Origin of the sequence: Stenotrophomonas chelatiphaga (assembly GCF_032054965.1) — a bacterium.
GTDB lineage: Bacteria > Pseudomonadota > Gammaproteobacteria > Xanthomonadales > Xanthomonadaceae > Stenotrophomonas > Stenotrophomonas chelatiphaga.
In genome coordinates this window covers 616,063-642,009 of record NZ_DAMBRS010000001.1, presented here as the reverse complement: position 1 = coordinate 642,009, position 25,947 = coordinate 616,063, and the positions used below count along the sequence as shown (strand labels likewise).

The window sequence follows — 25,947 nt, the reverse complement described above, 5'->3', positions numbered from 1 at the left end:
TTTGCCCCGGGCGGGTGCATTGCTACGACCACTGCCGGACGAATTGCCGGTAGTGCTCGGCCATCCGCCAGCGTTACCTTGACCACGCCCTGCAGCGTCCGAAGACCCGGCACCTCCAGATCCGCTCCGGCCCCTAGCATCGCTATTGCTGCCGGATTTTCCGCCACCGTTGTTGCCGCTGCTACCCTTCGCCATTCAAGTACTCCTTCACTTGCCAATCAGACAGACGCGCTCAAGTGTTCAACCGGACCGCCATAGTGTCGAACACGGCATCCTGCGGCGAAGCGCTGCGTCTTCAGTGGCCGACGAGGCTAAGCGTTGCTCGCCACGTCCTTGGCACCACGCTGACAATAAATCATTGGGTCAAAAGCATGGTAGGGAAATTCCGACGGCGGATTGAGCTATATCCTGACGCCGAGACACGCCGATAAGGGAACCGGCGTCACGACGCCCGTCGCATCAAAGGCGCACCATGCCGAGGAGCCCCAGGGCTTTGGTCGTCACCGGCTCTGAGCGATCACGATCTTGTTCACAGAAGTAAATGTTCTTACGGAGAGATCAGATGGAGAGTGATCTTAGTGCACGGATGAGCGACCTCCTGCTGAAAGCCAGCGGCGAGGTCTCCGCAGCTAGCTCCCGACATGAGCTAAAGCAGTCCCTGGTAGGACTCATCCAGAATCTGCAAGATGTCGTATCGCGCATAGAGAACGAGCACCCGGTTGAGGGCCCGTGGGGCGAAGAACATTCCCTGCAAGAGCGTGCACTGGAAGACTACGACAAGATCCAGAAGCATCTATCAGCCGTTGCGACCACGCTAGCCGATGAAGCGAGATTCGTTTGGATGCTGCGCAACAAAGGCAGCGACATCGAGGCCTACCGGGCCCATGCGAGCACTGTCGCTTCACTGGACCGTGCCATGGAAGGAGTTGTGCACTTGATGCAGTTCGATACGCCCAAACGGATGGAGGTTGACATAAAAAAGGGATTCACGTTCACGAGCGGATCGGTGAACTACGGCCGCACATACTTTTAGAGGACTCCTGGAGGACGCAGTGATGAATGCCGAGAGCAAGGGTTAGGTGCAATGCGCCTAAGGAAGGTCTGAACAAATCTGCACGAAATCCGATGGTCGTGCCGGCCGCAGTCCGGCAAGCTTGAAGTCCATCACATCACGTTGAACCCTCCATGCAGCTGACATTCGGTGATGCCGAAGGCCTTGGCCAGCGCAAAAAAAAAACGCGCCGCGAGCTGTTCCTCAACGAGATGGATCAGGTGATTCCTTGGAAGCGACTGCTGGCGCTGTTCGAGCCGCACTAGCCGATTGCAGGCCACCGCGGCCGTCAGCCGTATCCGCTGGCCACCATGCTGCGCATCCACTTCCTGCAGCAGTGGTGCGCCCTGGGCGAGCCGTCGATGAAAGAAGCGTTGCGTGACACAGCGGTGATGCGCCAATTTGCCGGCATCAACAGTCTGGAGCGCATTCCTGACGAGACCACGATCCTAAACTTCCGTCGGCTGTTGGAGACCCATGGGCCGGCCGCCAATATGCTGGACGCGGTCAATGCACACCTGCAGCATCAGGGCTTGAGCCTGCGTGCGGGCACGATCGTGGATGCCACGATCATTCATGCGCCCAGCTCGACCAAGAACGCCGACAAGGCGGGTGATCCGCAAATGCACCAGGAAGGGCAATCAGTCGTACTCCGGCATGAAGGCGCACATCGGTGTAGATGAGTTTTCCGGCCTTGTGCACCATGCGACATGCACCGCTGCCAACGTAGGCGACGTCACGGTCACCTACGAACTTCTGCACGGCAACGAGGACTGCGTGCTGGGCGACGGTGGCTATACCGGGGCGGATGCGCGGCCAGAGCTACAGGACGCCAAAGCGGCGTTCTTTATCGCCGGGAAGCGGGGCAAAGTGAAGGCGATCAAGTACGCGCGCGACCGTCGGCAGCACGAGCGCTGGGAGAGCTGCAAAGCCAGCATGCGCGCGAAGGTGGAGTATCCCTTCTGGGTAATCAAGCGCCGGTTTGGTTACACCAAGGTCCGTTATCGCGGGCTGGGCAAGAACAGCGCGCAGGCGCTGACGCTGTTTGCGTTGCGCAACCTGTGGATGACCCGCGGGAAGTTCGTGCCGGCTCAGGGAGAAATCCGTCTGGAGGCGACCAACGGGGCCTTCAAAACCCTACTTCCAGCGAATTAAACCGCAGCAGGTGGGCGCGGGAAGCGCTCGGCTCATGAATCCAACATGGGGATATGCTCAGACCATCCTTAGGCGAGAGCAGGAGTGATAGCGCTGTGGACACGTGGAATCGCGTGCGAGCGTGGAAGTCGCAACCGCCAACTTCGCAACTATCCTCATGGACGCCTCCCCCACCCCATCGCAAGCTGGACGTGCTGAAGCCGAAGAGCAACAGCCGGGATTGGCATCCTGTTTGGTTCATAGACGATTAACTCTGTTTTGCCCCCTTGGGCACGGCGGAGAATGCACAGCATTGCCCTCAGGTTTCATGGCGGGCGATGTGTGGGGATCCTGATCCGCCGGATTTTTCGTCTTGTAACCACCGGTATGCCAACCCGCATCGCCCGCCACCTTGCGCGTCTGCGCAGGTGGCCCCAAGCCATGCGAAGGACGACCGATGGAAACCAACTACCCCCTCAGTGCCAAGCGCCTGTACGCCCTGATCGGCGACCGGATCAGCGAGTTCCCACCCTACTTCATCGAACGGCTTGAGCATCGGCTCGAAGAAACTGAGCAGCTGCGCGCGCGCAGTGAGCACACCGTCAACCTGCGGCTGGTACCCGACGTCGGCAGCGATGCCCCGCTGCTCGGCCCGGACAGCCATGCCGAAGTCAAGCGACACGGCAAGGTCGGCGTACCGATCCGCACCCTGCAGGCGCTGGGATCGGTCCTGGAGATCCTGCACGCGGTACACGTGGCCAAGCCCCAAGTGCACCCGGAAGCCCAGATTACCGGGCGGATGGTGGAAGGCCTGATCGTCTGCGGGCGTGAGATGGTCAAATCGTCGATGGCAGAAATGTGGGGCGAGCCATGACCGAAGACACGTTCGCCGGAACGGCGGTCAACAGCCCCGAAGCCCGCGCCGCACAGCGTGCGGAGTTCCTGGATGCGCGCCTGCGCAAGGACGGCTGCGATGAGCCCACGTTTTCGCGCGCCTTGCTGCTGGTGGCGGAACTGGATGGGCTGGACGCTGTCGCCAAGGCTTGTGGCGTGGGCACCGACTTCATGCGAAGGCAATTGAACGGCACGCGCCCGCTCCACTTCGCGTCGGTGCTGCAGGTGACCCGCGCGCTTGGTGTGCAGCTCCGGGTGGAGGTGAAGTCGGGTTAGAGGCGGAGCGCAGCGGTGCGCCCTGCCCCTATGGGCGACGCCCGCGGGCTCAGCCGTTGAGCAGACGTCCGCCGTCGACCACGATTTCCGAGCCCACCGTCCAGCGCGATTCGTCCGAGGCGAGGTACACCACCGCCTTGGCCACCTCTTCCGCAGTACCGAAACGGCCCATCGGGATGCTGGCGACGATCTCTTGGTTCATCTGGGCACGGTATGCGTCGGGAATGCCCAGCTTGTCATACAGCGGGGTTCCCACCGGGCCGGGGCTGACCGAATTGAGCCGTATACCCCGGCCGAGCAGTTCGCTGGAGAGTGTTCTGGTCATGCTCAGGAATGCGGCCTTGGTGGCAGCATAAACCGACGAGCGGGCCATGCCCGCATGCGCACTGACGGAGGTGTTGAGGACCACCGAGGCGGGGTTGGCCAACACCGGTAGCAGCGCCTGCAGCAGGAAGTACGGGCCCTTGACGTTGACGGCGAACGAGGCGTCGAAGGCCTGCTCGGTCCACTCCTCGAAGGGTACCCAGACAGAAACGCCGGCGTTGAGGAAAACGACATCGAGTTGGCCATAATGCGCCTGCACCGCCTGCGCCAGCTGCTGTTGAGCGCCAACGCTGCCTGAGTCAGCGCGAAGCACGGGCACCTCAGGCCCCAACGTGGCCTGTGCCTTGGCGATGGATTCCGGGTTGACGCCGGTGACAATGACGCGGGCGCCTTCGGCGAGGAACTGTTTGGCGGTCTCCAGACCGATGCCGGTGGTGCCGCCGGTGATGAGGGTTCGTTTGCCTGCAAGACGTGACATGGTTTTCTCCTGAAGATTCCGTGCCAGGCCGCCGCTTGACGGCCTTCGATGCGGCATCATGACCCCATGCGCGTGGTGCTATAAGATCCTGGGAAACCATAACGTTCATGCGCTGGGCGCATGGATCGAGGATGCATGGACCGATTCCTGCTGATGACCTGTTTCGCCCGTACCGTGGAGACGGGCAGCTTTTCCGCAGCCGGCCGCGACCTGGGACTGGGACAGCCCAATGTCAGCCGTCATGTGGCGGCGCTGGAGCAGCATCTGCAGACCCGTCTGCTCAATCGCTCCACCCGCAAGCTGGTGTTGACGGCGGAGGGCGAGCGCTACTACGCGGAGGTGCGCCGCATCCTGGATGCGGTGGCCGAGTCTGAAATGTCGCTGCGTGATGATGTGCAGCCCTCCGGGCTGCTGCGCGTCGCCTGCCCCACAGCGTTGTCGCACACGTTCCTGCTGCCGCTGGTGCCGGTGTTCCTGCAGCGATTTCCGGCGCTGGAGCTGGACCTGCAGATCGCCGATCGCTACGTGAACCTGCTCGACGAAGGCGCGGAGCTGGCCATCCGCATCGGCCACCTTGAGAGCAGCGCGCTGTGCGCACGTCGCATCGGCGCATTCAGGCGGGTGACCGTGGCCAGTCGCGCCTACCTGGACCAGCGCGGCGTGCCAACCGTTCCCGATGACCTGCGCCACCACGACTGCGTCCTGTACACCTTGCTCAGCACGGGGAGCAGCTGGCGCTTCTGCGACACCGATGTACCGGTGTCTGGCCGGTTCCGGGTCAATTCGCCCGAGGCCGCGCGTGCCGCGGTCAGCGCCGGGCTGGGTATCGGCCAGGGTCCGGCGTGGCTGTACGAACAAGGCCTGCTCTCTGGTGAACTGCAGACCGTGCTCGATGCGTTTGCGCCACCGCCTGCTCCGGTACAGATCGTCTACGCCGCCAACCGGCTGGTACCCAAGCGTGCGCTCGTGTTCATGGATTTTATCGCCGAGGCATTCGGCAAGATTCCGCAGTTGAATGTGCCTTGATCAGCCGCGATTGCCGCGTGTCCGCTTCCGGCCAGAAGCGGACATCGCCAGGTCACCTCATCGCCTACAGAAGCATTCCCCCCGAGGCCTCAATGCGCTGGCCGGTGATCCAACGACCACTTCCCGCCAGCAGCATTGTCACGGCCTTGCCGATGTCGTCGGGGCGACCGGTGCGTCCCATCGCCGTGTGCTGTGCCACGTACTGGTTCACAGCATCATCGTCGCGCACAGCACCGCCGAAGAAGTCGGTCTCGGTGGCGCCAGGGGCCACGGAGTTAACCGCGATTCCCCTCGGCCCCAGCTCCAGCGCGAGATAGCGGGTCGCGGTTTCCAGCGCGCTCTTCATGGCCGCGTACGCCAGGCTGCCCGCAGCCACATGCCGGGTCAGGCTGGTGGAGATGTTAATGATGGCGCCGCCATCGGCCAGCTGCGGCGCCAGCAACTGGGTCAGCAGCAGCGGCGCCTTGAAGTGCACGCGGTATAGCAGATCAATGTCATCGCCCCGGATCTCACCAAACGCTGATGGTGCGTGCAGCCCTGCATTGTTCACCAACTGGTGGAAGTGGGGGGCATCCCAGCGCTGCAGTTGCGCCCGCACAGCCGCCGCGAAGGTTTCCAGCGATCCAATGGCATCCAGATCCAGTGGCAACATCGCGGCGCGCACGCCACAGGCTTCAATCTGGCGCAGGGTCTCGGTGGCCTGCACCTGCTGATGCTGGTAGGTGATCATCACATCGCTGCCCTGCCTGGCTAGGTGGAGGGCAATGCTGCGGCCAATGCCACGGCTGCCGCCGGTAACCAGGGCGATCGTGCGTGGCGTGTGTACGTTGTCCATCGTGGCTTTGTCTCGCGAACCGGGGCATGACATGCTGCGCCCACGGTTCCGCCTGCACTTGCCCAATCGCGTACGATCCTTGCCCGATTTCCCTGCCATCGAAGATCACCAGGCCACGCTGAGTGCATTGGCACTGCAGGCACAGGCGGTGCTGCGCGCACGCAGTGCAGATGCACTGCCGCTGCTGGAGCTTCTGCCTGGTGCCTGGCTGGCGCGTACAGGGTCGACACGCGTGCCGGCCCCGGCGCTGTACCGCCCCGCGGTGGCAGCGGTACTGCAGGGGGCCAAGCAGGTATGGGTGGACGATGCGGTACTGGAGTACCGGGCCGGCAATGCACTGCTTACCCGTCAGCCGGTACCCGCTCGCGGAATGGTGTCCCGTGGCGACCACCACATGCCGTTCCTTGGGCTGGTGGTGGAGCTGGATACGGGCGTCCTGCGGCAGTTGCTTGGCCAGTTGGGCAGCCCACATGCAGACGAGGCTCCCCATCCTGCGCCGTTCAGTGTGGTTGCACTGGATTGGTCGGTACTGAACTGTCTGCAGCGCCTACTGGCACTGGCCCACGATACGCCAGACGCCCAGCGGCTGCTGTGGCCCGGCCTGCAGCACGAGCTGATGTTTCGCCTGTTGCAGGGTGAGGCAGGGCCGGCGCTGCTGGCGATGGCCCAGCCCTCCCCCTTGGCACGCCGCATGGCCAGCGCCATTGGGCACCTGCAACGCAGCTTCAGGCAACCACTTGATGCAGCGGCGCTGGCCAGCCGTGCAGGCATGGGCAGCGCACTGTTCTATCGGCATTTCCGTGCGGCAACGGGTCTGTCACCGCTGCAGTACCAGAAGCAGCTGCGCCTGATCGAGGCACGCCGCCTGCTGCAGCGGGGCGACACCAGCATCTCCGCCACCGCGTTCGCCGTGGGCTACGAGAGTCCTTCCCAGTTCAGCCGCGAGTTCAGCCGGCTGTTCGGCCACGCACCGCGCGAGGCTCTTCCGCCTACCGCTCGGTGACCATCAGCCTTGCTCGGCCACGTGGCGCTTGAGCATCGCGATCCCGGCGTCCAGCGTAACCACCGGCCGATAGCCCAGTTCGCTGCGGGCACGGCTGGCGTCCAGTGTCACCTCCACAGCAGAGGACGCAAATTCCTGGCGAGTCATCGGCGCACGCAGGGGCAAGCTCAGCCTGGGGAACAGGTCGTCCGATCCGATGAACACGCGCAGCAACGCGCGGGGAACCTGTTTGTCTGGCGGCTGGGCGCCCAGCGCCCGCAGGCATTCCTCACGTTGGCTCCGCAACTTACATGCCCAGGTCGGACAGCCCCGGGTGATCATCCGGGCGGCGCCCCAGCGGCCAGTGGAACTTACGTTCGCTGTCCTTGATGGGCATGTCGTTGATGCACGAGAAGCGGCGCTCCATCAGACCATCCGCACCGAATTCCCAGTTCTCGTTTCCGTAAGAGCGGAACCAGTTTCCAGAGTCGTCGCGCCATTCATAGGCGTAGCGCACGGCGATGCGGTTTCCGGTGAATGCCCACAACTCCTTGATCAGGCGATACTCAAGCTCTTTCTTCCACTTTCGGGCAAGGTACTGCCGGGCTTCCTCGCGGCCGTTGGTGAACTCGGCGCGGTTTCGCCACTGGGTGTCGAGCGAATAGGCAAGCGCCACCTTGTCGGCATCGCGGGAATTCCAGCCATCTTCTGCCAAACGAACTTTCTGCATCGCAGATTCGAGAGTGAACGGGGGAAGGGGGGGACGGGGTGCTTCAGCGGACACGGTGGGGCCTCCAATGGAGATGGATGAACGGGGTACTGCGGCGGGATTTCGGTTACTGCGGCGTTAGCGCGTGGCGTGCTTCAACAACAACTGCGCAACATCCCTTGCGGTGTCTGCGGCGTCGTAGTCACCCATCACGCGCGATACGGTGATTGCACCTTCCATCAGAACCAGCAGCTGCTGCGCCAGCACTGCCGGCTGCGCGATGTTCAGTTGCCCGGTGAGTTCCAGCGTGTAATCAAGCAGTTTCTGCTTGTGGTGCTTGGCGATCCTGCGGATCGGGTCGCGGGAATCGCCGACCTCGCCTGCCGTGTTGATGAAGGCACAGCCGCGATAGCCCTCGGAGTTGAACCAACCTTTGAGCACCGTGAACATACCCAGGATGCGCGCTTCCGGGCTGCCGGCCTTGTCGCATTCCTGCCTGAACCAGTTGAGCCAGCGCAGGTCCCGCGCGTTCAACGCGGCTGCGGCAACCTGGTCCTTGTTTTCAAAGTGCCGGTAAATGCTCTTGCGCGCAACACCAGAGGTCTTCACCAGCAGATCCATGCCGGTCGCATGTATCCCGTTCTGGTAAATCAGCGTCTCCGCCGTGTCCATGATCTTCAGTCGGGTGTCGGTCGTTGTCTTATCCATGGCGCCAAAGTAGAACGATCGTTCTACCTTGTCAACTGGCGCGTGCACATCAGCTCGGCGGCACAGTTACCGTGCGCGTAGCGCCCGGCCGGGTTGACCAATATCTGCCTCGGATTGCATGCACACGCCAGCTTCCGCTTCCGGCCAAAAGCAGACCTCCGACGACCTTACTGCGGCTCTCTCGTCCACTTGGCCGGCGGCTGGCGCTCGCGTGCGTCAGTGCTTGGCTACTGAGTTTGATCGTTCGAGCCGGGCGTAGATCTCGCTCACCCACTCTACAAAGACGCGAACCTTGGTGCTGAGCTGCCGGCTCGGTGCATAGGCGATGAAGACGTCCAGGGGGGCAGGCCGCCATTCCTGGAGGACAGCGACCAGCTCGCCCCGATCGATTGCCGGTCGCACCATGAAATCCAGTGTATGAATGAGCCCGAGCCCGGCTAATCCCGTTGACAGGTGGGCGTTGCTTTCATTGACCATCACCGCACAGTTGGGCACGATCTCCATCGGCATCCCGTCGCTGAGAAAATGGAGCGGAGGTGCCTTGCCACTGTGCGCGGAGAAGTATCCGACTACCGGAAACCGGGACTGAAGCAACTCTTCAGGGTGAGCAGGCACGCCGTAGCGTGAGATGTACGCCGGACTAGCGCAGGTGGTCCATTCAAGACTCCCGATCCTGCGGGAGATCAATGCACCGTCGTCTGATGTGCTGCGGATGGCACAGTCTATGTTTTCGCCGATGACATCCGACGTCCTATCGGTAACGCCCAGGTGCAGCTGTATGTCCGGATACAGGGCGCGGAACTCGGGCAATGCCGGGATCAACACACCACTGGCAGTCGAGCCACCAGTATCCACGCGCAACCGGCCCTTGGGGCTGCCTTGGGCGCGCCCCAGGGTGGCCTCCACGTCGTCCAGCTCCGTCAACAGGTGCCGGATGCGTTCGTAGTATGCAGCCCCGTCGTTGGTGACGCTGACGCGGCGAGTGCTGCGCTCGAGCAGCTTGACCCCAAGATGCCTCTCCAGTGCGCTGATCGACTTGCTCAACGTGGCATTAGGCATCTGGAGTGATTCAGCCGCGCGATTGAAGCCGCCCGTCTCCACGACGCGAGCGAAGGCGCGTATTGCCTGCATGTGGTCCATCAGGGTCTCCCGGTAACGTGCGATTATTTACCCGTGGAAATAAAGAATCAATGATTTCTGCGTTTATCAGGCAAATGCGACCTAATAAACTTGCGCCATCGCGGCAGCAGCCGTTCAAGAAGACAACGTCATGCACATTCACGATTTGGTCAACGTCCACACCGGGAAACACACAGGTAAGGTCGCTTTGGTCACCGGTGGCAGTTCGGGCATCGGCCTGGCCGCCGCCAAGCGCCTTGCGCTCGAGGGCGCGCTGGTGGTCATCAGCGGGCGGCGCCAGCACGAGCTGGACCGCGCCGCAGCCGATATCGGGCATGGTGCGCTTGCAGTGCGCGGTGACATCTCCATCGCCGCTGACCTGGACGCCATCATGGATGCCATCCGGACAGCATACGGTCGGTTGGACCTTCTTATTGCCAACGCGGGCGGAGGCGAGTTCACCCCTATCGGCTCAATCACCGAGGCAGGGTTCGACAAGTACTTTGGCATCAATGTCAAAGGCACGCTGTTTACGGTGCAGAAGGCACTACCGCTCATGACCGCTGGCAGTGCCATCGTCGTTACGGGTTCTATTGCGGCTAATCAGGGCGTCCCCGCGTTCGGTGTATATGCGGCGTCGAAGGCCGCGCTGCGCTCCTTCGTGAGGACGTGGGCCTCCGAGCTGAAGGGGCGGGACATTCGAGTGAATCTGGTTGCGCCCGGCGTTGTGGTTACCCCGGCCTACAAGTCCGAGCTCGGCATGAGCGACGAGGACATCAACGCCTACCTTGCCGACATAGAGCAGAAGGCCCCATTAGGCCGTGCGGGCAGCCCGGATGAGATTGCGAAGGCAATGTCGTTCCTGGCGTCGCCGGATGCGTCCTACATCACTGGCGTAGAGCTGACGGTCGACGGCGGCCTGACCCAGATCTGACACGGCAATGTAGGACGCCCCGCGGTTCGCCCTTCCAACCCACTGAGATAGACGAAATGACCATGCAGGACAATCTGAAAATTGCGCACCGTTTCCTTGAGAAGATGGGTTCCGGGGCAGCGCCCGAGGAGATCGCGTCACTGTTCAGCGCGAACCTGGAATGGCACATTCCGGGCGACAGCGGCGCCCTCCCCTGGATTGGTCGAAAATCCGGACGAGGCGCGGTGGAGAGCTTCGTGCGTGAGTCGAGCACGTTGATGGAGCGCATCCGACTGGATGTGCATGATGTTCTGGCCAGCGATGACCGGGCCGTCATCGTGGGTGAGCTGGTTACGCTCATCACCGCCACGGGAAAGGTGATCGAGTCGCCTTTTGTGATCGTGCTGACCATCGCAGGGGGCGAGATCTCCAACTTCCTGATGCTTGAGAACAGCCTTGCCGTGGCCGAGGCTACTCGTCCCTGATCCCGGTTTTCGCGTAACCGTGAGGTTGCATTCCGTAAGTGCAGGAACTGATTTATGTCAGCGTTTCCCTTCGATGCCGTGCTGTTCGACTGCGATGGCGTATTGGTTGATTCCGAGCCTGTGACGGCCCGCGTGTTGTCAGAGATGCTCAGCGAGCAAGGCTGGCTCCTGACGCCAGAGCAGGCGGCCCAGCGTTTCATCGGGAAGGCGATCGCTGGGCAAGGGGCCGTGATTGAGGCCCACACGGGAAGACCCTTCACCACGCTCTGGCTGGATGAGTTCCGTCGCCGACGTAACGCCTTACTGGAGCGTGACCTGGTGGAAGTCCACGGCGCCAAGGTCGCCGTGGCGTCCATCTCCGCCGCCACGGGCGGTCAGATTGCCTGTGCCTCCGGGGCAGACCTGCAGAAGGTGACTCTGCAACTGCAAAAGGTTGGACTTGCAGAGCCATTCGCCGACAACATCTTCAGCGGGCAGAACGTGCCTCGCAACAAGCCCTACCCCGATGTGTACTTCGCGGCAGCAGCGGCGTTGGGGGCGTCGCCTGGGCGCTGCGCTGTCATAGAGGACACCGAGACCGGGACGATGGCCGGCGCCGCGGCCGGTGCAGTGGTGTTCGGCTACAGCGCGGTCGGCGTCTACGGTAGTACGGCAGAAAGCCTCCTCAGAGCGGGGGCGCACCTTGTCTTCCATCGCATGGAAGACCTTTTTGGCATTTTGAAGGGCTATCAGCGTAACCAGGGCAGCAAGAACCCCGGCCCGCCAGGCCCGCGGTAGGAGCTGGACATCAGCCTTGGAAGTGGCCTGCCCGTAGTGTGTCCGCTTCCGGCCAGGAACGGACTTCGTAAGCCCAGTGCCCGGCCAGGCTTCGAAGCAGCATCCGCCTGCCATGCGAATGTTCCAGATCGCGAAGGCTGAACGGTCTGCGAGGCAGCGGTTCAACCGCTGCCAGAGCTCGGCCCTCAGCCCGCTGACGCATGCTCTGCCGCAAACGCGGCATACGTACGCAACGGCCGACCCAGCAACTGGACCAACCGATCCACGTCACCCGCGCCCGGCATCATGCCGTCGCTGATGAAACGCTCGGCCATCTGCCGCATGTCGTAGGCCATCCACGCCGGCATGAACTGGCGCAGGTTCTGCTCGAAGGCGGCCGCGTCGTCGCCGCCGTAGGCGATCGGACGGTTCAGCACATCGCTCCAGATGGCGGCCACCTGTTCTCCGGTGAGCGTTTCCGGTCCCACCAGGTTGAGTCGGGTCAGCGCGCTGTTGTGCGGCGCCTGTTCGCGGTTGAGCAGTTCAATGGCGGCAATCTCGGCGATGTCGCGGGTGTCGATCATCGCCAGCCCCTTGCTGCCGATCGGCATGGGGTACACCCCGTAGCCCTGCACCACGTCCTTGATGGTGAGGTCGTTATCGATGAAATAGGCCGGGCGCAGGATCGTGGCGCTGAAGCCCATCTGCTCGATCATGCGCTCCACGCCGAACTTGCCGGCGAAGTGCGGCACGTTGACGTAGCGGTCGCTGTGGATCACCGACAGGTACACCACGCGCTTCACCCCTGCCTCGCGGGCGACGTTGAGGGTGATGAGCGCCTGGGTGAATTCGTCGGCGACCACGGCGTTGAGCAGGAACAGTGTGGAGACCCCCTCGAGCGCCTGGCGGAGGGCATCCACATCCAGCATGTCGCCCTGCACCAGCTCCACGGATGCGGGCAGGTTGGCGGTCGCGGGGCTGCGGACCAGTGCGCGGATGGCTGCGCCGCGCTGGGTGAGGTGCTGGACGACCTGACGGCCGATGGTGCCAGTGGCGCCGGTAACAAGAATGGTCATGGGGTACTCCGGGTGGTGGGTGAGGCCTCATGATTGGTGATCCGCATGCGGCCCGATAGCCCCTATACTTGGACCACCTGTCTCGCTGGTGGAACACATGGACCTGCTGGCCCTGGCCGATTTCAATTTGGTGGCGCGCCACGGTGGGTTTGGCCGTGCTGCGCGCGCGGCGGACCGCCCGAAGGCAACCCTGTCGCGGCGCGTGGGTGAGCTGGAGGCCAGCCTGGGCGTGCGGCTGTTCGAGCGTGGTTCGCACACACTGAAGCTCACCGAGGAAGGTCGAGCGCTGTTCAAGCGCACGGAAACGCTGCTTGCCGAACTGGAAGAAGCGGCCACGTCCATTGCTTCAGGCGGCGACACGCCCCGTGGCCGGCTGCGCGTGAGCGCACCGATGCTGTTCTCGCAGATGGCGCTGGGCAGGATTGCAGCCGAATTCGTGAAGCGCTACCCCCAGGTGCGGCTCGATGTGACCACTGAAGACCGCGCCGTGGATATGGTGGAAGAAGGCTATGACCTGGTGATAAGGGTCAATCCGGACCCGGATGAGCGGCTGGTGGGACGGGTGCTGATCCGGGACCGCCTGGTGGTGGTCGCGCACCCGGACCTGCCCCTGCCCGCGATGGGCGAGACGGCGCCCGCGGTGTTGCGCCCGTCCAGCGATGCCACCGGCTGGGACCTGGTGACGCCGTGTGGCGAGATGCGTATCGCAGTGGATCCGGTGCTGCGCCTGGGCGCATTGACCATGGTGCGCGATGCCGTACGTGCATGCACCGGCGCGGCGATGCTGCCCTTCTCGCTGGTTGCCGACGACCTAAGGAAGGGCGCACTGGTGTCGTGGGGACATGCAAAGGCCCCGCCGATCGAGATATGGGCGCTGTACCCGTCGCGACGGCTGCTCAGCTCAAGGGTGTCGGCGCTGCTCGACCTGCTCAAGGAATCCTTTCCCGAGGGTCAGGCGGAGGAGTTGGCCGCCTTCGCGGGCAGCGGCCGCTGACGGCCAGAAGCGGATGGCAACGCTTGAGTCAAGACGCTTGGCGAAGCCAGTTTGAGTTATCTGTCAGGCCTCATCCACTGGACGGTTGGACCAGACACTGTATGCCAGGACAAGGCATAGACAGGTTGTTCCAAACTGAAGCAGCAACCCGAGGAAATAGAAGAACGGGTCATCGCTTGGACTGACGATGAACTCCCAGGTCTGGTTCCGGCCTAGAAGCACCTTGACCTCTTTGGTTGTGCCTAACAGCATCAGCAGATTCTTTGCAGCGAAGAGCGCGGCCACTGAGAACGTGACGCACCCGAGAAGCGTCGGAGCACGCCGAAGCAATCGCTGCCTGGAGCGGGAAAACGCGAAAACGAACGCAATGTATGCGAGTGCAAGGCCTGCAATGATCGCGAATTGCCCGAGTGTGAAGAACATGAGGATTGGCTACCTGACAGTCGGAACCGTGGGTCCGGTCATACGAGTTATCTGCAGAGTCCGGTATGCCGGGCTCTCCCCTTGATGCGGCTCAATCCTAGGGCTGCCGGGCTCGTCCAACAAGCCGTCGCAGGTTTCCGATCCGCGATGGACTGGGTTACTGCACCGAGTCGCAGGGCGAATCCCGCGCTCAAGCCGGCCGCATGGGAGCACTGCTGCGGAAGCGCTCACGGTAGTCGGCCGGTGCCACACCCAGCACACGCAGGAACGCACGTCGCAGGGTCTGTTCGTCGGACAACCCTGTCAGCGCCGCAACCCGTTTGATCGGCAACGTGCCGGATTCGAGCAGGAGACGCGCGGCTTCCAGCCTCAACGTCTCCACCGCTTTTGCGGGCGTGACGCCGCACCTGCTGCGGTAGACGCGGGCGAAGGTGCGCGGGGACATGTTCATCCAGTCGGCCAGCACTTCTACCCGCAGATCCTCGTGCAGGTGGGCCGCCATCCAGCCGTGGAGCTCGGCGAAGTCCCCACCGGTGCTGGACTGCGCCGACAGCGGCGCACTGAACTGCGACTGCCCGCCCGAACGCTTGACGAAAACGACCAGCTGTCGCGCTACCTCGATGGCCAGCCGGTGCCCGTGATCATCCTCGATCAACGCAAGCGTCAGGTCGATCCCTGCCGTCACACCCGCTGAGGACCAGACATTGCCGTCCCGCACGAAGATCCGGTCAGCATCCACGTGCACGCCGGGGTGCAGGCGCGATAGCCGCTTCGCCCAGTCCCAGTGCGTTGCTGCGCGTCGCCCCTCCAACTGTCCTGCAGCGGCCAGCAGGAACGCGCCGGTGCAGATCGAGCACAGTCGCCTGACGGTCTGGCCCCGCGCCGCCACCCACGCCACCAGCCCTGCCGACGCCTCGTACACCTCGCCGCGGCAGCCACCTGGCGCCATCAGCGTATCGATCGCGACGTCGTCTAGGCTGGCCAGGGACACCGACATCACCTGCAGCCCGGCGCTGGTGGCCACCAGTCCGCCTTGTTCAGATGCAACGGTAATCTCATATCGCAGCCTGCCACCGGCCAAGGGGCTGCACTGGTTGGCCGTGTGCAGTGCCTGGAGGGGCCCGGTGAGGTCAAGCACGTTCATGTTCTCGTGGGCGAGCAGCACAACGTGACGCGTTTCGGATGGGTCGGACATGGGGCCCTGTGCGTTCAACGCGGAAAGTCGGGGTACTCGAACGCCAGCGCGACGCCCGTGGCCGTTGCACGGCCATATCGCTGCATGATGCCAGCGAGCGCAGCATCCAGCGCGATCACTGGCGTCATATCGGCGGAAGTCACCAACGAGACGGCACTGTCAGGCATGCGCCGGCGATCAGGCAGGACGCGAAGTCCGTGACGCGTCACAAAGGGTTCGCCCGTGGCGGACACCAGATAGGCCTGGCTGCGGCCGGTGGTCGAGTACGCATCGATCGTCAACGCCAGCGTGCCCTCGTCCATTCCCGTCGCCCCCATCACGTCGATCGGCTCGCGACCGTGCAGCCATCGATTGGTGTAGAGGACTTTTGCCAGTGGCAGCGCTGTCGTGCCCAATCGAGGGGAAAAGGCATCGCTGTCATGTTGCGTCGACCACGCCGTTGCCCCCACCGCGCGTGCAGTGTGCTGCGCCATCTCGCGCCCGCTGATGGCCTCCACCAGCGCGATGGAGGCAGGGATGGCGGCGCTGACGCCCGCAGTCGACACCCAGTTGCCATCGGCCACATAGCGTTGGTTCGGGGTCCAGCGAATCGCGGGATACTGTTTTTTCCGCGTCGCACCGGTCGACCAATGCGCTGTGGCGCGTCGCCCATCGAAGGTCCCCATCTTCGCGGCGACAAGGGCACCGTTGCAGATGGTGACGATGGTCGCCCCTTGCCGGGACTGCTGCTTCAGCCACGCGATGAGGCGAGGCGTGGCGGCCTGCGCGGGCACGATGATGTAGTCGGCCCCGTCCGGATGGACGGCATCGAACTGCGCCACCGTGGTATCCGTTTCGATCCGGAACCCGGGACTGCCAAGGTCGGTGAAGGTGGAAAGCGGCCCCGCCTCAAGAGTGACCGCGGAAACATCCAGGGTGCCGGCACGGGACAGGATCGCGAAGGGCACCAGGAAGTCGCTGACCTCCACGCCGCTGTTCTCCCCCACCACCGCAATCACAGCGCGGGTGCGGCCAGGCCGTGCACGATAGGCGGGGATTGCCGCCTCGTGTGTGGAAGATGCACCCGGTGCCTGCTCAGCGGGTCGCGTCGTTCGGGACGGCGGCCCTGCACAACCTGCCAGCACCAGGGATGCAGCCCACGCGGCACACAGAACACGTCCAGGGAAGATGCGGGATGCCATGGTGCTGCCGTAGAGGGGGAATGTGCGTGCATTCTTTGCCCATCCCATCACGGCAACAATGTCGCTGTTGCGTCATTTCCTGCCATGGCCCTGTGCCTGCGGTTGAGGGGTCAGGCCGGCGGGCAAGGATGCTTCAGCTGTCGGGCAGGCCCGACAGCTGCGCGAGCACGTCTGCCCGGCACACTTCCAGTATCTCGTCCGCCAGCAGTGAGTCATCCGGGCAGGACCTGGACAGCACCATCGCGCCGACCGCCTGGGCCATCAGTGCGATGCGTCGTGCGCGCGCCTGTTCGGGCATGGATCCCTCGGCCTGACCTTCGGGAATGCGAGAGACGCCGAGCTGCGCCTCGATACCTGCCGCGAACGCCGCCTTGACCGCATCCGGCTGGCGCGCCGCGTCGGTGCACAGCGCAGACAACGTGCAGCCCTGGCCCGGGGCGTCACGATGCTGCCGGGACAGGTAGTAGCTCATGAAGCTCGCCAGGTCCATGTCGGCGGCGGCATCGACCGATTTGGCCAGGCCGCAGCTCGCCGCCTCGGCCATCAGGTCGGTCTTGGACCCGAAGTGCTTGTAGAAGCCGCCATGGGTAAAGCCCGCGGCCGCCATCAGGTCTGCCACGCCCACACCGTCGTAGCCGCGCTCCCTGAACAGTGTGGAGGCGGTATCGACGATGTGCGCCCGGTTGGCCTGTGCTTGTGCCTTGGTGACCTTCATGGCGGCTTGTCTCGTGACGCTCTGGCTCGATGGAGGCGCAGCTTACCACGGATTGATTACGCCCATAATCAAACCGTTGACTTCTATGATTACGGTCATCATCATTGCCGCACTCCCCGCCGACGCTGGTGCCGGCCCCCCGCCCCTCAACGAAATGACCCCGCCCCCCTCCATGACGACCTCGACACTCTTCCAGCCCTACCCCCTCGGTCCACTGACCTTGGCCAACCGCATCGTGATGGCACCGCTGACGCGCAACCGCGCCGGTGCCGGCCTGGTGCCCAGTCCGCTGGCCGCCACCTACTATGCCCAGCGCGCCTCGGCTGGCCTGATCATCACCGAGGCCACCCAGATCTCCGCGCAGGCCCAGGGTTACCAGGACACGCCTGGGCTTTACACGCAGGACCAGATCGACGGCTGGCGCACGGTCACCGACGCCGTACACGCACGCGGCGGACGCATCTTCGTGCAGTTGTGGCACGTGGGCCGCATCTCGCACGTGGATCTGCAGCCCGGCAAGGCAGCGCCGGTGTCCGCCTCGGCCATCCGGGCGCAGACCAAGACCTTCGTCCACAACGGTTTTGTCGATACGTCCGAGCCGCGTGCGCTGGACATCGATGAACTGCCGGCCATCGTCAACGACTTCCGCCGGGCGGCCGCCAACGCGATTGCCGCGGGGTTCGACGGTGTGGAAATCCACGGCGCCAACGGCTACCTGCTCGAACAGTTCATCAAGGACGGGGCCAACCATCGCACCGACGCCTACGGCGGTTCGATTGAAAACCGCGCGCGTCTGCTGCTGGAGGTCGCTGCGGCCGTGGCCGCTGAGATCGGCGCCGAGCGTACCGGCGTGCGCATCTCGCCCGTCTCCCCGGCCAACGCCATCGCCACCCTCAGCGACCCGCAGCCGCAGTACGACTACATCGTCGATCAGCTCAGCGCGCTGGGCATCGTCTACCTGCATGTGGTCGAAGGCGCGACGGGCGGCCCGCGCGATGTCGCCCCGTTCGACTTCGCCGGCCTGCGCCGCCGTTTCAGCGGCGCCTACCTGGCCAACAACGGCTACGACCTGGAACTGGCCAATGCGCAGCTCGCCGCTGGCAACGCCGACCTGTTTGCCTTTGGCCGTGCCTTCATCAGCAACCCGGATCTGGTTGAACGCCTGAGGACAGGCGCGCCCTTGAACGCCTTGGACCCGGCCACGTTGTATGGCGGCGGCGCGCAGGGCTACACCGACTACCCGGCCCTGACCGACACGTCGCCGCGATAACCGCGCCACCTTCGCGAACGCTGCGCTGCATCCCGTTATCCCATTACCTTCAAGAGAAACACCATGAGCCTGCCTGCTGTTCTCATCACCGGCGCCTCCAGCGGCATCGGCACCGTGTACGCCGAACGCTTCGCCCGCCGCGGCCACGACCTGGTGCTGGTCGCGCGTGACAAGGGGCGCCTGGATGCGTTGGCCGAGCGCCTGCGCCACGACACCGGCGTTGGTATCGACGTGCTTCCCGCCGACCTCACCCAGCGCAGCGACCTGGTGAGCGTTGAAGCCCGCCTGCGCGACGATGCGCGCGTTGGCATCCTGGTAAACAACGCCGGCATCGCCCAATCGGGCGGCTTCACCGAACAATCGGCCGACAGCATCGAACAGCTGGTCACGCTGAACACCCTCGCCCTGACCCGCTTGGCCGCCGCCGTGGCGCCGCGCCTGGCCAACGCCGGAGAAGGCGCGATCATCAACATCGGTTCAGTGGTTGGGCTGGCGCCGGAGTTCGGGATGTCCGTTTACGGCGCGACCAAAGCATTCGTCCTGTTCCTGTCGCAAGGGATGAGCCTGGAGCTGACGCCCAAGGGCGTCTATGTGCAGGCTGTGTTGCCTGCGGCCACGCGTACCGAGATCTGGGAGCGTGCCGGCATCGACGTCAACACGCTGTCTGAGGTGATGGATGTCGGCGAGCTGGTCGATGCCGCCCTGGTCGGCTTCGATCGCCGCGAAACCGTCACCATCCCGCCGCTGCACGTGGCCGAACGCTGGAACGCGCTGGAGGCCTCCCGTCAGGGCCTTCTGACGGACATCCGGCAGGCGCAGGCGGCCGACCGCTATCGCCCCGCCGAGTGAAGTCCTGACCGGACTGGTACGCCCCCACCCTGCCCCGCCGTACAACCTCACTCCTCAACCTGAGACACACCGTCCATGAAAGCCTTCCTCATCGACCGTTATGGCAAGAAGGAGACCGGCCGTATCGGCGACGCTCCACAGCCCTCGCTGCGGGATGACGATGTTCTCATCCGCGTGCACGCGGCCAGCGTCAACGCGCTCGACACCAAGATCCGCGCCGGCGAATTCAAGCTGATCCTGCCTTATCGCCTGCCGCTGGTGCTGGGCAACGACGTGGCCGGCACGGTGGTGGATGTCGGCGCCGGGGTGCACCAGTTCAAACCGGGCGATCAGGTGTATGCCCGGCCCGACGACGATCGCATCGGTACCTTCGCCGAGTTCATCGCGGTCGACGCGGCCTCGGTTGCGCTCAAGCCCCGCAATCTCACCATGGTGGAGGCGGCATCGCTGCCCCTGGTGGCGCTGACCGCATGGCAGGCGCTGGTGGAAACCGCACAGCTCAAAGCAGGTCAGAAGGTCTTCATCCAGGCCGGCTCAGGCGGTGTCGGGACCGTGGCGATCCAGTTGGCCAAACATCTGGGGGCCTTCGTTGCCACCACCACCAGTACCGCCAATGTTGGGTGGGTGAAGGCATTGGGCGCGGATGTCGTGATCGATTACAAGCAGCAGGATTTCGCGGCGGAACTGCATGACTACGATGTAGTGCTCAACAGCCTGAGCAAGGATGAACTCACCCGCTCGCTGCAGATCCTCAAGCCGGGTGGACATCTCATCTCCATCTCCGGACCGCCCACTCCCGCGTTTGCCACGGCGCGCGGCTTGGCGTGGCCGCTCAGGCAGGTGCTACGCCTGCTCAGCCGTGGCATCCGCCGCAAGTGCAGCCGGAAAGGCGTGGCGTACACGTTCGTGTTCATGCGCGCCAGCGGACAGCAATTGGGCGAAATCACATCGTTGGTCCAGGCTGGTGTGATCCGCCCGGTCATCGACCGGGTTTTCCCTTTCCAGGACACCCGCGGCGCGCTGGCCCATGTGGAGAGCGGGCGCGCCAAGGGCAAGGTGGTGGTGGAGATGCTGTAGCAGAACAAGAAGTGCAACCGGAATGGACCAGGTGGCACCATTTCTGGATCAGGTGGGCATTCGGCCTGGGACGCGCCTTGGAATGAAGGCCTTGGGCTGCGCTGTTCGCTGTAGAGCGCGATCTCAGGGCCGCTGGTTCCGGTTCGCAAAAGCTAGCGTCGTCCGGCGGCGCGGGCTGCTTGCTGCTCTGCCCGATCAGCCATCTCCAGAGCCGCATCCAGCTGCGGCAGCGTGGGCTCGCGATCCACGAACAACCCAAGCGCCGACTCGCGTGTGCGGTACGTGACACCCATGCCGGTGGGTAGGATGCGGCCCCCCAGAGACGCGTCGCAATGCCCGACGTGCACCGGGCCGCGCTCTGTCTCCACGACAACGGAGAGGACCGTGCAGGGAAGCCGGCGCGAGCGAGCAGAAGGCTCATGCCTTGCGCTGAACATCACGGTCCCGTTCCGGGTGTGATCGACCCCAACGACGGACGCCAGCATCATGCCCGCCCCATGGGCGGTGAAGACCCATCCGGCCAGCACCGCCGCTGGGAATACCACCCATGAAGGGGAATACAGCGAACGTACTTGCCTGCGTCTGCCTTGAAGGGGCGAGTAAACCACTTCGGGTCTGGGCTGCGCCCACACGGCCCAGAAGGCTGTCAGCACCGCGATGACGCCAGCGGCGAACTGCAGTCCCCTGCTGGGCTGGAAGTCCGAACTCGCAAAACCGATCGCGCCGAGTAGCCCGGCGACCAGAAGCATCCACTCGACGGGTGATCTGCGCATCCATGCCATCCTCATCAGCCGCGGCTACGGCGCGTGGAATACTACCGCGATCCACTACATGTGAATCAGCGTCGCGAACCGGTCGTCGCCTTCTGGTCGGCTTCCTGCTGGTCAAACGCTGCTCTGGCTGCGTCAATGTCTGCGATGTGGTCGCTTGCCCAACTGCCCAGTGCGATCACCGGCTTGGTCAGTGACACCCCGAGCTGCGTCAAGCTGTATTCAACGTGAGGTGGCATGACCGCGATGACGTTGCGGTTGATCAGGCCGTCGCGCTCGAGCCCGCGAAGGCAGAGCGTCAGCATCCGCTGCGAGATGCCATTGATCGATCGCTTGAGCTCGGTAAAACGACGAGGGCCACCGGACAACATCATGATGATCAGGATGCTCCACTTCTCGCCCACGCGCGCAAGCACCTGGCTGATCTTCTGACAGTCCGAGCTCTGTATTTCAATGGGTTTAACAGTCACATCCATGATACCGGGTTCTCATTTTGTGCCGTATTGTGCCGCGTTTTTGCCGTGGTTACATTGCTAGCCCTAGTCACAATTATATACCGAGGCTCGCTATGCAACTTCTCCACGTCGACACCAGCATCCTGGATGAAAAATCCGCCAGCCGGCAGCTCAGCCGGGCCATTGTCCAGCGGCTGCGCGACACCCGCCAAGAGACAACCGTCAAAACCTACGATCTGGTCGCCGACCCGGTGGGACACCTCACCGCTGCCGAGTTCTTCGCCTTCCAGGGCGTAGCGCCGGACGCCCACGACGACCAGCAGGCGGTGTCTCGCAACGCTGCGATTCTGGAAGATTTCCTCAGCGCGGATGTCATCGTCATCGGCGCGCCGATGTACAACTTCGCCCTTCCTTCCCAGCTGCGCGCCTGGCTGGACCGTCTTGCGGTGCCTGGCAAGACATTCCGTTACACGGCCAATGGCGTGGAAGGCCTGGCGTCGGGCAAGCGGGTTGTCGTGGCGTCGACCCGCGGTGGACTGTATGGCGAAGGCACGCCCATGGCCGCCCTGGACCATCAAGAAAACTACCTGCGTGGTTTCTTCGGTTTCCTCGGCGTCACCGATATCACCTTCGTCCGCGCCGAAGGCCTTGCGTTTGGTCCGGATGCGCGCAATGCGGCGCTTTCCGCCGCCCTGGCCGAAGCGCAGCATCTGGCTGCCTGAGCCATGGCCGATGAGTCATCCACCCTCGGAGTAGAAGCGATGAATGCACGCGTACAGGGCGATTCCCTGCCGCGGCGAGGTATCGCGCACCGAACCCGTGGCCATGGGCACGGACCGATCACCCGCCTGATGAGCCCGTCGGATCTTGGGCAGCGGCTGAAGCCTTTTGTGTTCCTGGATACTTTCTCCATTGGGCGCGAGGCGATGAGCGCACTGGCCGATATGCCGCTGCACCCGCATTCCGGAATCGCCACCGTAACCGTGTTCACCGAAGGAGAGGCCCGCTACAGCGATCCCGAGCTCGGCACCGGGACGCTGACGTACGGCGGAGTGGAATGGATGCGTGCAGGGAGCGGCGTCTGGCATGGCAAGGAGATTTCGCCCGGTGATGCAGCGTGGATGCAGGGTTTCCAGCTTTGGCTTGCTCTGCCTGCGGAGCTGGAGAACGCAGCGCCGGTGAGTTGTTACATCGAAGCTGCAGGCATGCGTCATAGTGGACCGGCGCACGTCATCATCGGGTCGTACGAGGGCGTGCAGAGCCCTGTTCCGGCACCGGCCGGCATCAACTACCTGCTGGTTACCCTCAAGGCGGGCCAGCACTGGACTTACCGGCCCCCGACCGGCCATACCGTTGGATGGTTGGCGCTTGCGAAAGGGGGCCTGCAGGCTGACGGCCCCATCCGCAGTGGCGAGATGGTGGTATTCGAATCCAGCGAGGCGCCGATAGTGCTGCATGCCGCCGAGGGGCAGGACGCGGTGTTCGTGTTGGGCTCTGCAGTGCCCCATCCCCATGACCTGCACCTGGGCTACTACTCGGTGCACACCTCGTCAGCGGCGCTGGAGAAAGGTGAGCGCCGCATCGCGGAGCTGGAACGCACGCTCAGGGCAAGCGGTGACCGTCGCACCGCTGTCGGGACGATCCCCGTATTCCGTTGATCACACTGGACAATTCCGAATGTCGGCAGAGAGCGAACTGGTGAAGCTGCTTAGCGGCAACGGTTGGGAAGAGCACCACATAGCGCGTGCGGTGGAGATAATCAGGTTCCGCACGCACGACTTGAGCCGGGTGCGTCCCCACCTGGCGACCTACGGAATGATCCGACTGCGACAAGCGACGAGCCGCGTAGGTAAAGAGGGCCTGCAGGAGTTCTGAGTTGCCGGACTGGATGACATCTCAGAACGTGCGCTCCGCAGAGTGGAATACAAGGTAGTGGACGGACGCATCCCCGCCATGCCTGGGGTTGAAGCGATAGCGCCGCAGCGTTTCCCTCGCCGCAACATCGACCACTCGGCTCTGCGAACTCTCGTCTATGGCCAGCTCCACCGGCAGCCCGGAACGATCGATCTTGAATCGCATCCGGACACAGGAGGGGCCCACAGGCACTTCGCCCATCGGCCCACGCGGAATCAGGAAAGGTTCGCGGTGAACAATGGAGGCTTCGGTCGCCCGAATCCTGGCGTCCATTGCACCTTCCCTGCATGAAGCCGGCGCGGGCGGAGACAGATGCCAATGCAGATTGATGAGCAGTCGGTCGCAGATGGGCGGGTCGCGGTTGCTCAGGCAGGCCATGCTCATGTTATTGCTCGGGTAGACAGAAAGCGCCGCGCTGGTGCCGGCGGCGCCTCCGCCATGGCCCCAATGCGGGAACTCCTCCGGGCCGGATGAAATGAAGCCATAGCCATACCAGTCGGTCTGCTGCTTGATCGCCTCCTGCAACAGTGGCAATGGGATCAGGAGGCCCGCCTTCAACGCGTCCACGAAGCGCAGTTGGTCTTCGACGGTGGTCACCCCCCCCCCGGCGGGCGATCCCCGCCAGGGAAGCTGGCTGACGCTTGGCACCAGCATGCCGTCACTCCCTTGGCTGTAGCCGCTCGCGATGCCCGACATGTGCTCCTTGTCTGGATAGTGGGTGGCAGCCATGCCGGCAGGACGGAAGAGGTTGTTGTCCACATAGTCGTAGTAGCTCTGTCCGCTGACCTTTTCCACCAAGGCGCCGAGCAGCAGGAAGCCATAGTTGGAGTAGTCGAAGGCCGAGCCGGGCGCGAACGACGGACCGCGATCACCGTTGAGCTTCATGAGATCGTCGATGGTGCGGACCCAGGCACGATTGCCACCCTCCTCCGGCAGGAGGACGCCGATATCGCCGGTGCCGCCCTGGTGGGTGAGCAGCTGCCGGACGGTGACCTTCGCCATCTCCTTGTTTGGATAGTCCGGCAGGTATTTCCCGATGGGATCATCGAACTGCAGCTTGCCGGCGTCGATCATCTGCAACACCGCAACCGCGGTGAACATCTTGCCTTGCGAGGCGAACAGGAACCGGGTGTCGAGCCGCACGGGCACGCCGGCCTCGCGATCTGCCAGCCCGAATGCCTTGCCATACAGCCGTTTGCCATTTCGTTCGATGACAAGTGCGCCCGAGAAGCGGTCGGCCTCCGCAAGGTGCGTGGCAAATGAATCCAGCGCCTTCAGCGCCTCATCCTCCGGCATCGGCTGCGGCTCCTGCTTTATCTCGGACAGTTTCATGTCGCCAGCCTCGCCAGCGGTGATCGTGACCCGCCGGTAGGCCGGGAAACTGCGCTCCCGTGTCATGGCCACGAAGACACCGGGCTCATTCCGCTCAATCGCTACAACGTAGAGACCGCCGGTTTCCTCGCGGCTGTCGAGCAGGTAATCAAGGTTGAGATCCGCGTCGGCGAAGTGCTGTTCGTTGAACGCTTGAAGCCTGGCCTTTTCGTTGCTGTTGAACGCCGCCAGCCAGGCATCGAACGCCGCTTCGGCGGGCGGCTTGGCGACGGCGCTTGATGCCAGCACATACAGCGCTGCCGCCAAACCCAAGCGCTGGAACGGGAACCGGCTTGCACCTGCGGTCATGCGCCCTCCATTGCGTTCTGGCCGAGGTGACTATTGGACCAGACGCAAGCGTAGTCAATGCCCTGGGCCTGAGGAACGGTCGGGTTTGCTTGAAGCATCGCTTATCGTGGATCATTGAGCTAACACGCTTTACATTCATGGAGAAAGACATGAAAGGACTCCTGCTCAACATCGCCATCTCGCTGACGGCGGTGGCCATCTCGCTATTCGCCCTGCATGAAGCGCGTCAGGCGAATGATCCGTCGCGCATCCTGGAAGCCCGTGGCCTGATCGTCAGGGACGCATCCGGTGTGTCCCGCGTGGAGATCGGCGCGCCGGTGAACGGGCCGATGGTCCTCGGCAAGCGCGAAGAACGCATCGCACCTGCAGCCGGCATCCTGCTGAATGGTCCAGACGGCAATGAGCGCGGTGGCTACCTCACGGTCGACACCGGCGATGAGGCGGTGCTGACGCTGGATGGTGCAGGCGACGGCAGCGAAGTCTTCAAAGTGGTGGCCAATGAGGAGGCCGGTGCGTCACTGTTTGTCATCCACCAGAACGGATCGGTCGCCATGTTGACGACCTACCAGGGCCATCCGGAGCTTCGGTTCATCGAGCAGGATGGCAAGGTGAGCTATACGCAGGGGGCCAAGGAGTAGCGCGCTTCCGGCGCCCAACC

General features: G+C 63.7%; 29 protein-coding genes and 1 pseudogene. 16 read left to right on the top strand and 14 right to left on the bottom strand.

Annotation, left to right across the window (positions count from 1 at the left end):
• Positions 1-586 precede the first annotated feature (586 nt).
• From RTX79_RS03200 to RTX79_RS03185, 4 genes and pseudogenes are all read left to right on the top strand, one after another.
• Positions 587-1,033 (top strand): hypothetical protein, encoded by a 447-nt coding sequence (locus RTX79_RS03200; protein ID WP_312681776.1) that lies wholly within the window; start codon positions 587-589, stop codon positions 1,031-1,033.
• Positions 1,034-1,185: 152 nt separating this feature from the next.
• Positions 1,186-2,206, top strand: a pseudogene (locus RTX79_RS03195) (IS5 family transposase).
• A gap of 436 nt (positions 2,207-2,642) precedes the next feature.
• Positions 2,643-3,059 (top strand): hypothetical protein, encoded by a 417-nt coding sequence (locus RTX79_RS03190; protein ID WP_312681775.1) that lies wholly within the window; start codon positions 2,643-2,645, stop codon positions 3,057-3,059.
• Positions 3,056-3,355: a hypothetical protein gene (locus RTX79_RS03185; RefSeq protein ID WP_312681773.1), complete on the top strand. Its 300-nt coding sequence runs from the start codon at positions 3,056-3,058 to the stop codon at positions 3,353-3,355. The genes RTX79_RS03190 and RTX79_RS03185 overlap by 4 nt, the downstream gene beginning before the upstream one ends.
• 49 nt (positions 3,356-3,404) lie before the next feature.
• Here RTX79_RS03185 and RTX79_RS03180 read toward each other — a convergent pair whose 3' ends face one another.
• Positions 3,405-4,157 carry an SDR family oxidoreductase gene (locus RTX79_RS03180; RefSeq protein WP_312681771.1) on the bottom strand — a complete coding sequence of 251 codons (753 nt, stop codon included), beginning with the start codon at positions 4,155-4,157 and terminating at the stop codon, positions 3,405-3,407.
• Positions 4,158-4,292: 135 nt separating this feature from the next.
• Between RTX79_RS03180 and RTX79_RS03175 the strand changes: the two genes are divergently transcribed.
• Positions 4,293-5,183: a LysR family transcriptional regulator gene (locus RTX79_RS03175; protein WP_312681769.1), complete on the top strand. Its 891-nt coding sequence runs from the start codon at positions 4,293-4,295 to the stop codon at positions 5,181-5,183.
• A gap of 64 nt (positions 5,184-5,247) precedes the next feature.
• Here RTX79_RS03175 and RTX79_RS03170 read toward each other — a convergent pair whose 3' ends face one another.
• Positions 5,248-6,018: an SDR family NAD(P)-dependent oxidoreductase gene (locus RTX79_RS03170; protein WP_312681767.1), complete on the bottom strand. Its 771-nt coding sequence runs from the start codon at positions 6,016-6,018 to the stop codon at positions 5,248-5,250.
• A 79-nt stretch (positions 6,019-6,097) separates the two neighbouring features.
• On the opposite strand from RTX79_RS03170, the gene RTX79_RS03165 reads away from it, so the two are divergent.
• Positions 6,098-7,021, top strand: a complete 924-nt coding sequence (locus RTX79_RS03165) for an AraC family transcriptional regulator (protein WP_312681766.1) — start codon at positions 6,098-6,100, stop codon at positions 7,019-7,021.
• Positions 7,022-7,024: 3 nt separating this feature from the next.
• Here RTX79_RS03165 and RTX79_RS03160 read toward each other — a convergent pair whose 3' ends face one another.
• From RTX79_RS03160 to RTX79_RS03145, 4 genes are all read right to left on the bottom strand, one after another.
• Positions 7,025-7,234, bottom strand: a complete 210-nt coding sequence (locus RTX79_RS03160) for a hypothetical protein (RefSeq protein ID WP_312681765.1) — start codon at positions 7,232-7,234, stop codon at positions 7,025-7,027.
• Between the two features lie 73 nt (positions 7,235-7,307).
• Positions 7,308-7,730, bottom strand: coding sequence for a DUF1348 family protein (locus RTX79_RS03155; RefSeq protein ID WP_428695935.1), 423 nt, complete (start codon positions 7,728-7,730; stop codon positions 7,308-7,310).
• A gap of 117 nt (positions 7,731-7,847) precedes the next feature.
• Positions 7,848-8,417, bottom strand: coding sequence for a TetR/AcrR family transcriptional regulator (locus RTX79_RS03150; protein ID WP_312681762.1), 570 nt, complete (start codon positions 8,415-8,417; stop codon positions 7,848-7,850).
• Between the two features lie 216 nt (positions 8,418-8,633).
• Positions 8,634-9,557, bottom strand: a complete 924-nt coding sequence (locus RTX79_RS03145; protein ID WP_123699193.1) for a LysR family transcriptional regulator — start codon at positions 9,555-9,557, stop codon at positions 8,634-8,636.
• Positions 9,558-9,687: 130 nt separating this feature from the next.
• On the opposite strand from RTX79_RS03145, the gene RTX79_RS03140 reads away from it, so the two are divergent.
• From RTX79_RS03140 to RTX79_RS03130, 3 genes are read left to right on the top strand one after another with little or no spacing between them, the layout of a single operon-like run.
• Entirely contained in the window at positions 9,688-10,470 is a 783-nt protein-coding gene (locus RTX79_RS03140; RefSeq protein WP_312681759.1) for a glucose 1-dehydrogenase, read from the top strand.
• Positions 10,471-10,526: 56 nt separating this feature from the next.
• Positions 10,527-10,934: a nuclear transport factor 2 family protein gene (locus RTX79_RS03135; RefSeq protein WP_312681757.1), complete on the top strand. Its 408-nt coding sequence runs from the start codon at positions 10,527-10,529 to the stop codon at positions 10,932-10,934.
• A 54-nt stretch (positions 10,935-10,988) separates the two neighbouring features.
• The gene (locus RTX79_RS03130; RefSeq protein ID WP_312681756.1) at positions 10,989-11,711 is read left to right on the top strand and encodes an HAD family hydrolase; all 723 of its coding nucleotides are present in this window, start codon (positions 10,989-10,991) and stop codon (positions 11,709-11,711) included.
• A 185-nt stretch (positions 11,712-11,896) separates the two neighbouring features.
• On the opposite strand, the gene RTX79_RS03125 is transcribed toward RTX79_RS03130, so the two are convergent.
• On the bottom strand, positions 11,897-12,766 hold the full coding sequence (locus tag RTX79_RS03125) for an SDR family oxidoreductase (protein WP_312681754.1): 870 nt from the start codon (positions 12,764-12,766) through the stop codon (positions 11,897-11,899).
• Positions 12,767-12,863: 97 nt separating this feature from the next.
• Here RTX79_RS03125 and RTX79_RS03120 point away from each other — a divergent pair, with 97 nt between their 5' ends.
• The gene (locus RTX79_RS03120; protein ID WP_312681753.1) at positions 12,864-13,760 is read left to right on the top strand and encodes a LysR family transcriptional regulator; all 897 of its coding nucleotides are present in this window, start codon (positions 12,864-12,866) and stop codon (positions 13,758-13,760) included.
• 63 nt (positions 13,761-13,823) lie between these two features.
• Here the strand turns inward: RTX79_RS03120 and RTX79_RS03115 are convergent, their stop codons facing one another.
• From RTX79_RS03115 to RTX79_RS03100, 4 genes are all read right to left on the bottom strand, one after another.
• The gene (locus RTX79_RS03115; RefSeq protein WP_312681752.1) at positions 13,824-14,183 is read right to left on the bottom strand and encodes a hypothetical protein; all 360 of its coding nucleotides are present in this window, start codon (positions 14,181-14,183) and stop codon (positions 13,824-13,826) included.
• Positions 14,184-14,373: 190 nt separating this feature from the next.
• Positions 14,374-15,378, bottom strand: coding sequence for a GlxA family transcriptional regulator (locus RTX79_RS03110; protein ID WP_312681751.1), 1,005 nt, complete (start codon positions 15,376-15,378; stop codon positions 14,374-14,376).
• A 14-nt stretch (positions 15,379-15,392) separates the two neighbouring features.
• Entirely contained in the window at positions 15,393-16,346 is a 954-nt protein-coding gene (locus tag RTX79_RS03105; protein WP_312681750.1) for a DJ-1/PfpI family protein, read from the bottom strand.
• A 346-nt stretch (positions 16,347-16,692) separates the two neighbouring features.
• Positions 16,693-17,274 carry a TetR/AcrR family transcriptional regulator gene (locus RTX79_RS03100; protein ID WP_312681749.1) on the bottom strand — a complete coding sequence of 194 codons (582 nt, stop codon included), beginning with the start codon at positions 17,272-17,274 and terminating at the stop codon, positions 16,693-16,695.
• Between the two features lie 172 nt (positions 17,275-17,446).
• On the opposite strand from RTX79_RS03100, the gene RTX79_RS03095 reads away from it, so the two are divergent.
• The 3 genes from RTX79_RS03095 to RTX79_RS03085 all read left to right on the top strand — a co-directional run bounded on the left by RTX79_RS03095 (position 17,447) and on the right by RTX79_RS03085 (position 20,470).
• Positions 17,447-18,544, top strand: a complete 1,098-nt coding sequence (locus RTX79_RS03095) for an alkene reductase (protein ID WP_312681748.1) — start codon at positions 17,447-17,449, stop codon at positions 18,542-18,544.
• A 63-nt stretch (positions 18,545-18,607) separates the two neighbouring features.
• On the top strand, positions 18,608-19,393 hold the full coding sequence (locus RTX79_RS03090) for an SDR family NAD(P)-dependent oxidoreductase (RefSeq protein ID WP_312681747.1): 786 nt from the start codon (positions 18,608-18,610) through the stop codon (positions 19,391-19,393).
• A gap of 75 nt (positions 19,394-19,468) precedes the next feature.
• Positions 19,469-20,470: an NADP-dependent oxidoreductase gene (locus tag RTX79_RS03085; RefSeq protein WP_312681745.1), complete on the top strand. Its 1,002-nt coding sequence runs from the start codon at positions 19,469-19,471 to the stop codon at positions 20,468-20,470.
• 152 nt (positions 20,471-20,622) lie between these two features.
• On the opposite strand, the gene RTX79_RS03080 is transcribed toward RTX79_RS03085, so the two are convergent.
• Positions 20,623-21,243, bottom strand: coding sequence for a hypothetical protein (locus RTX79_RS03080; protein WP_312681743.1), 621 nt, complete (start codon positions 21,241-21,243; stop codon positions 20,623-20,625).
• A 65-nt stretch (positions 21,244-21,308) separates the two neighbouring features.
• Entirely contained in the window at positions 21,309-21,716 is a 408-nt protein-coding gene (locus RTX79_RS03075; protein WP_312681741.1) for a winged helix-turn-helix transcriptional regulator, read from the bottom strand.
• 92 nt (positions 21,717-21,808) lie between these two features.
• On the opposite strand from RTX79_RS03075, the gene RTX79_RS03070 reads away from it, so the two are divergent.
• Together RTX79_RS03070 and RTX79_RS03065 are read left to right on the top strand one after the other, a co-directional pair.
• Positions 21,809-22,417 carry an FMN-dependent NADH-azoreductase gene (locus tag RTX79_RS03070; RefSeq protein ID WP_312681739.1) on the top strand — a complete coding sequence of 203 codons (609 nt, stop codon included), beginning with the start codon at positions 21,809-21,811 and terminating at the stop codon, positions 22,415-22,417.
• Between the two features lie 39 nt (positions 22,418-22,456).
• Positions 22,457-23,353 carry a pirin family protein gene (locus RTX79_RS03065; RefSeq protein ID WP_312681737.1) on the top strand — a complete coding sequence of 299 codons (897 nt, stop codon included), beginning with the start codon at positions 22,457-22,459 and terminating at the stop codon, positions 23,351-23,353.
• Positions 23,354-23,591: 238 nt separating this feature from the next.
• On the opposite strand, the gene RTX79_RS03060 is transcribed toward RTX79_RS03065, so the two are convergent.
• Positions 23,592-25,289, bottom strand: coding sequence for a serine hydrolase (locus tag RTX79_RS03060; protein ID WP_312681735.1), 1,698 nt, complete (start codon positions 25,287-25,289; stop codon positions 23,592-23,594).
• 149 nt (positions 25,290-25,438) lie between these two features.
• On the opposite strand from RTX79_RS03060, the gene RTX79_RS03055 reads away from it, so the two are divergent.
• Complete coding sequence (locus tag RTX79_RS03055; protein WP_312681733.1) at positions 25,439-25,927, top strand: hypothetical protein; 489 nt, start codon at positions 25,439-25,441, stop codon at positions 25,925-25,927.
• Positions 25,928-25,947: the final 20 nt, after the last annotated feature.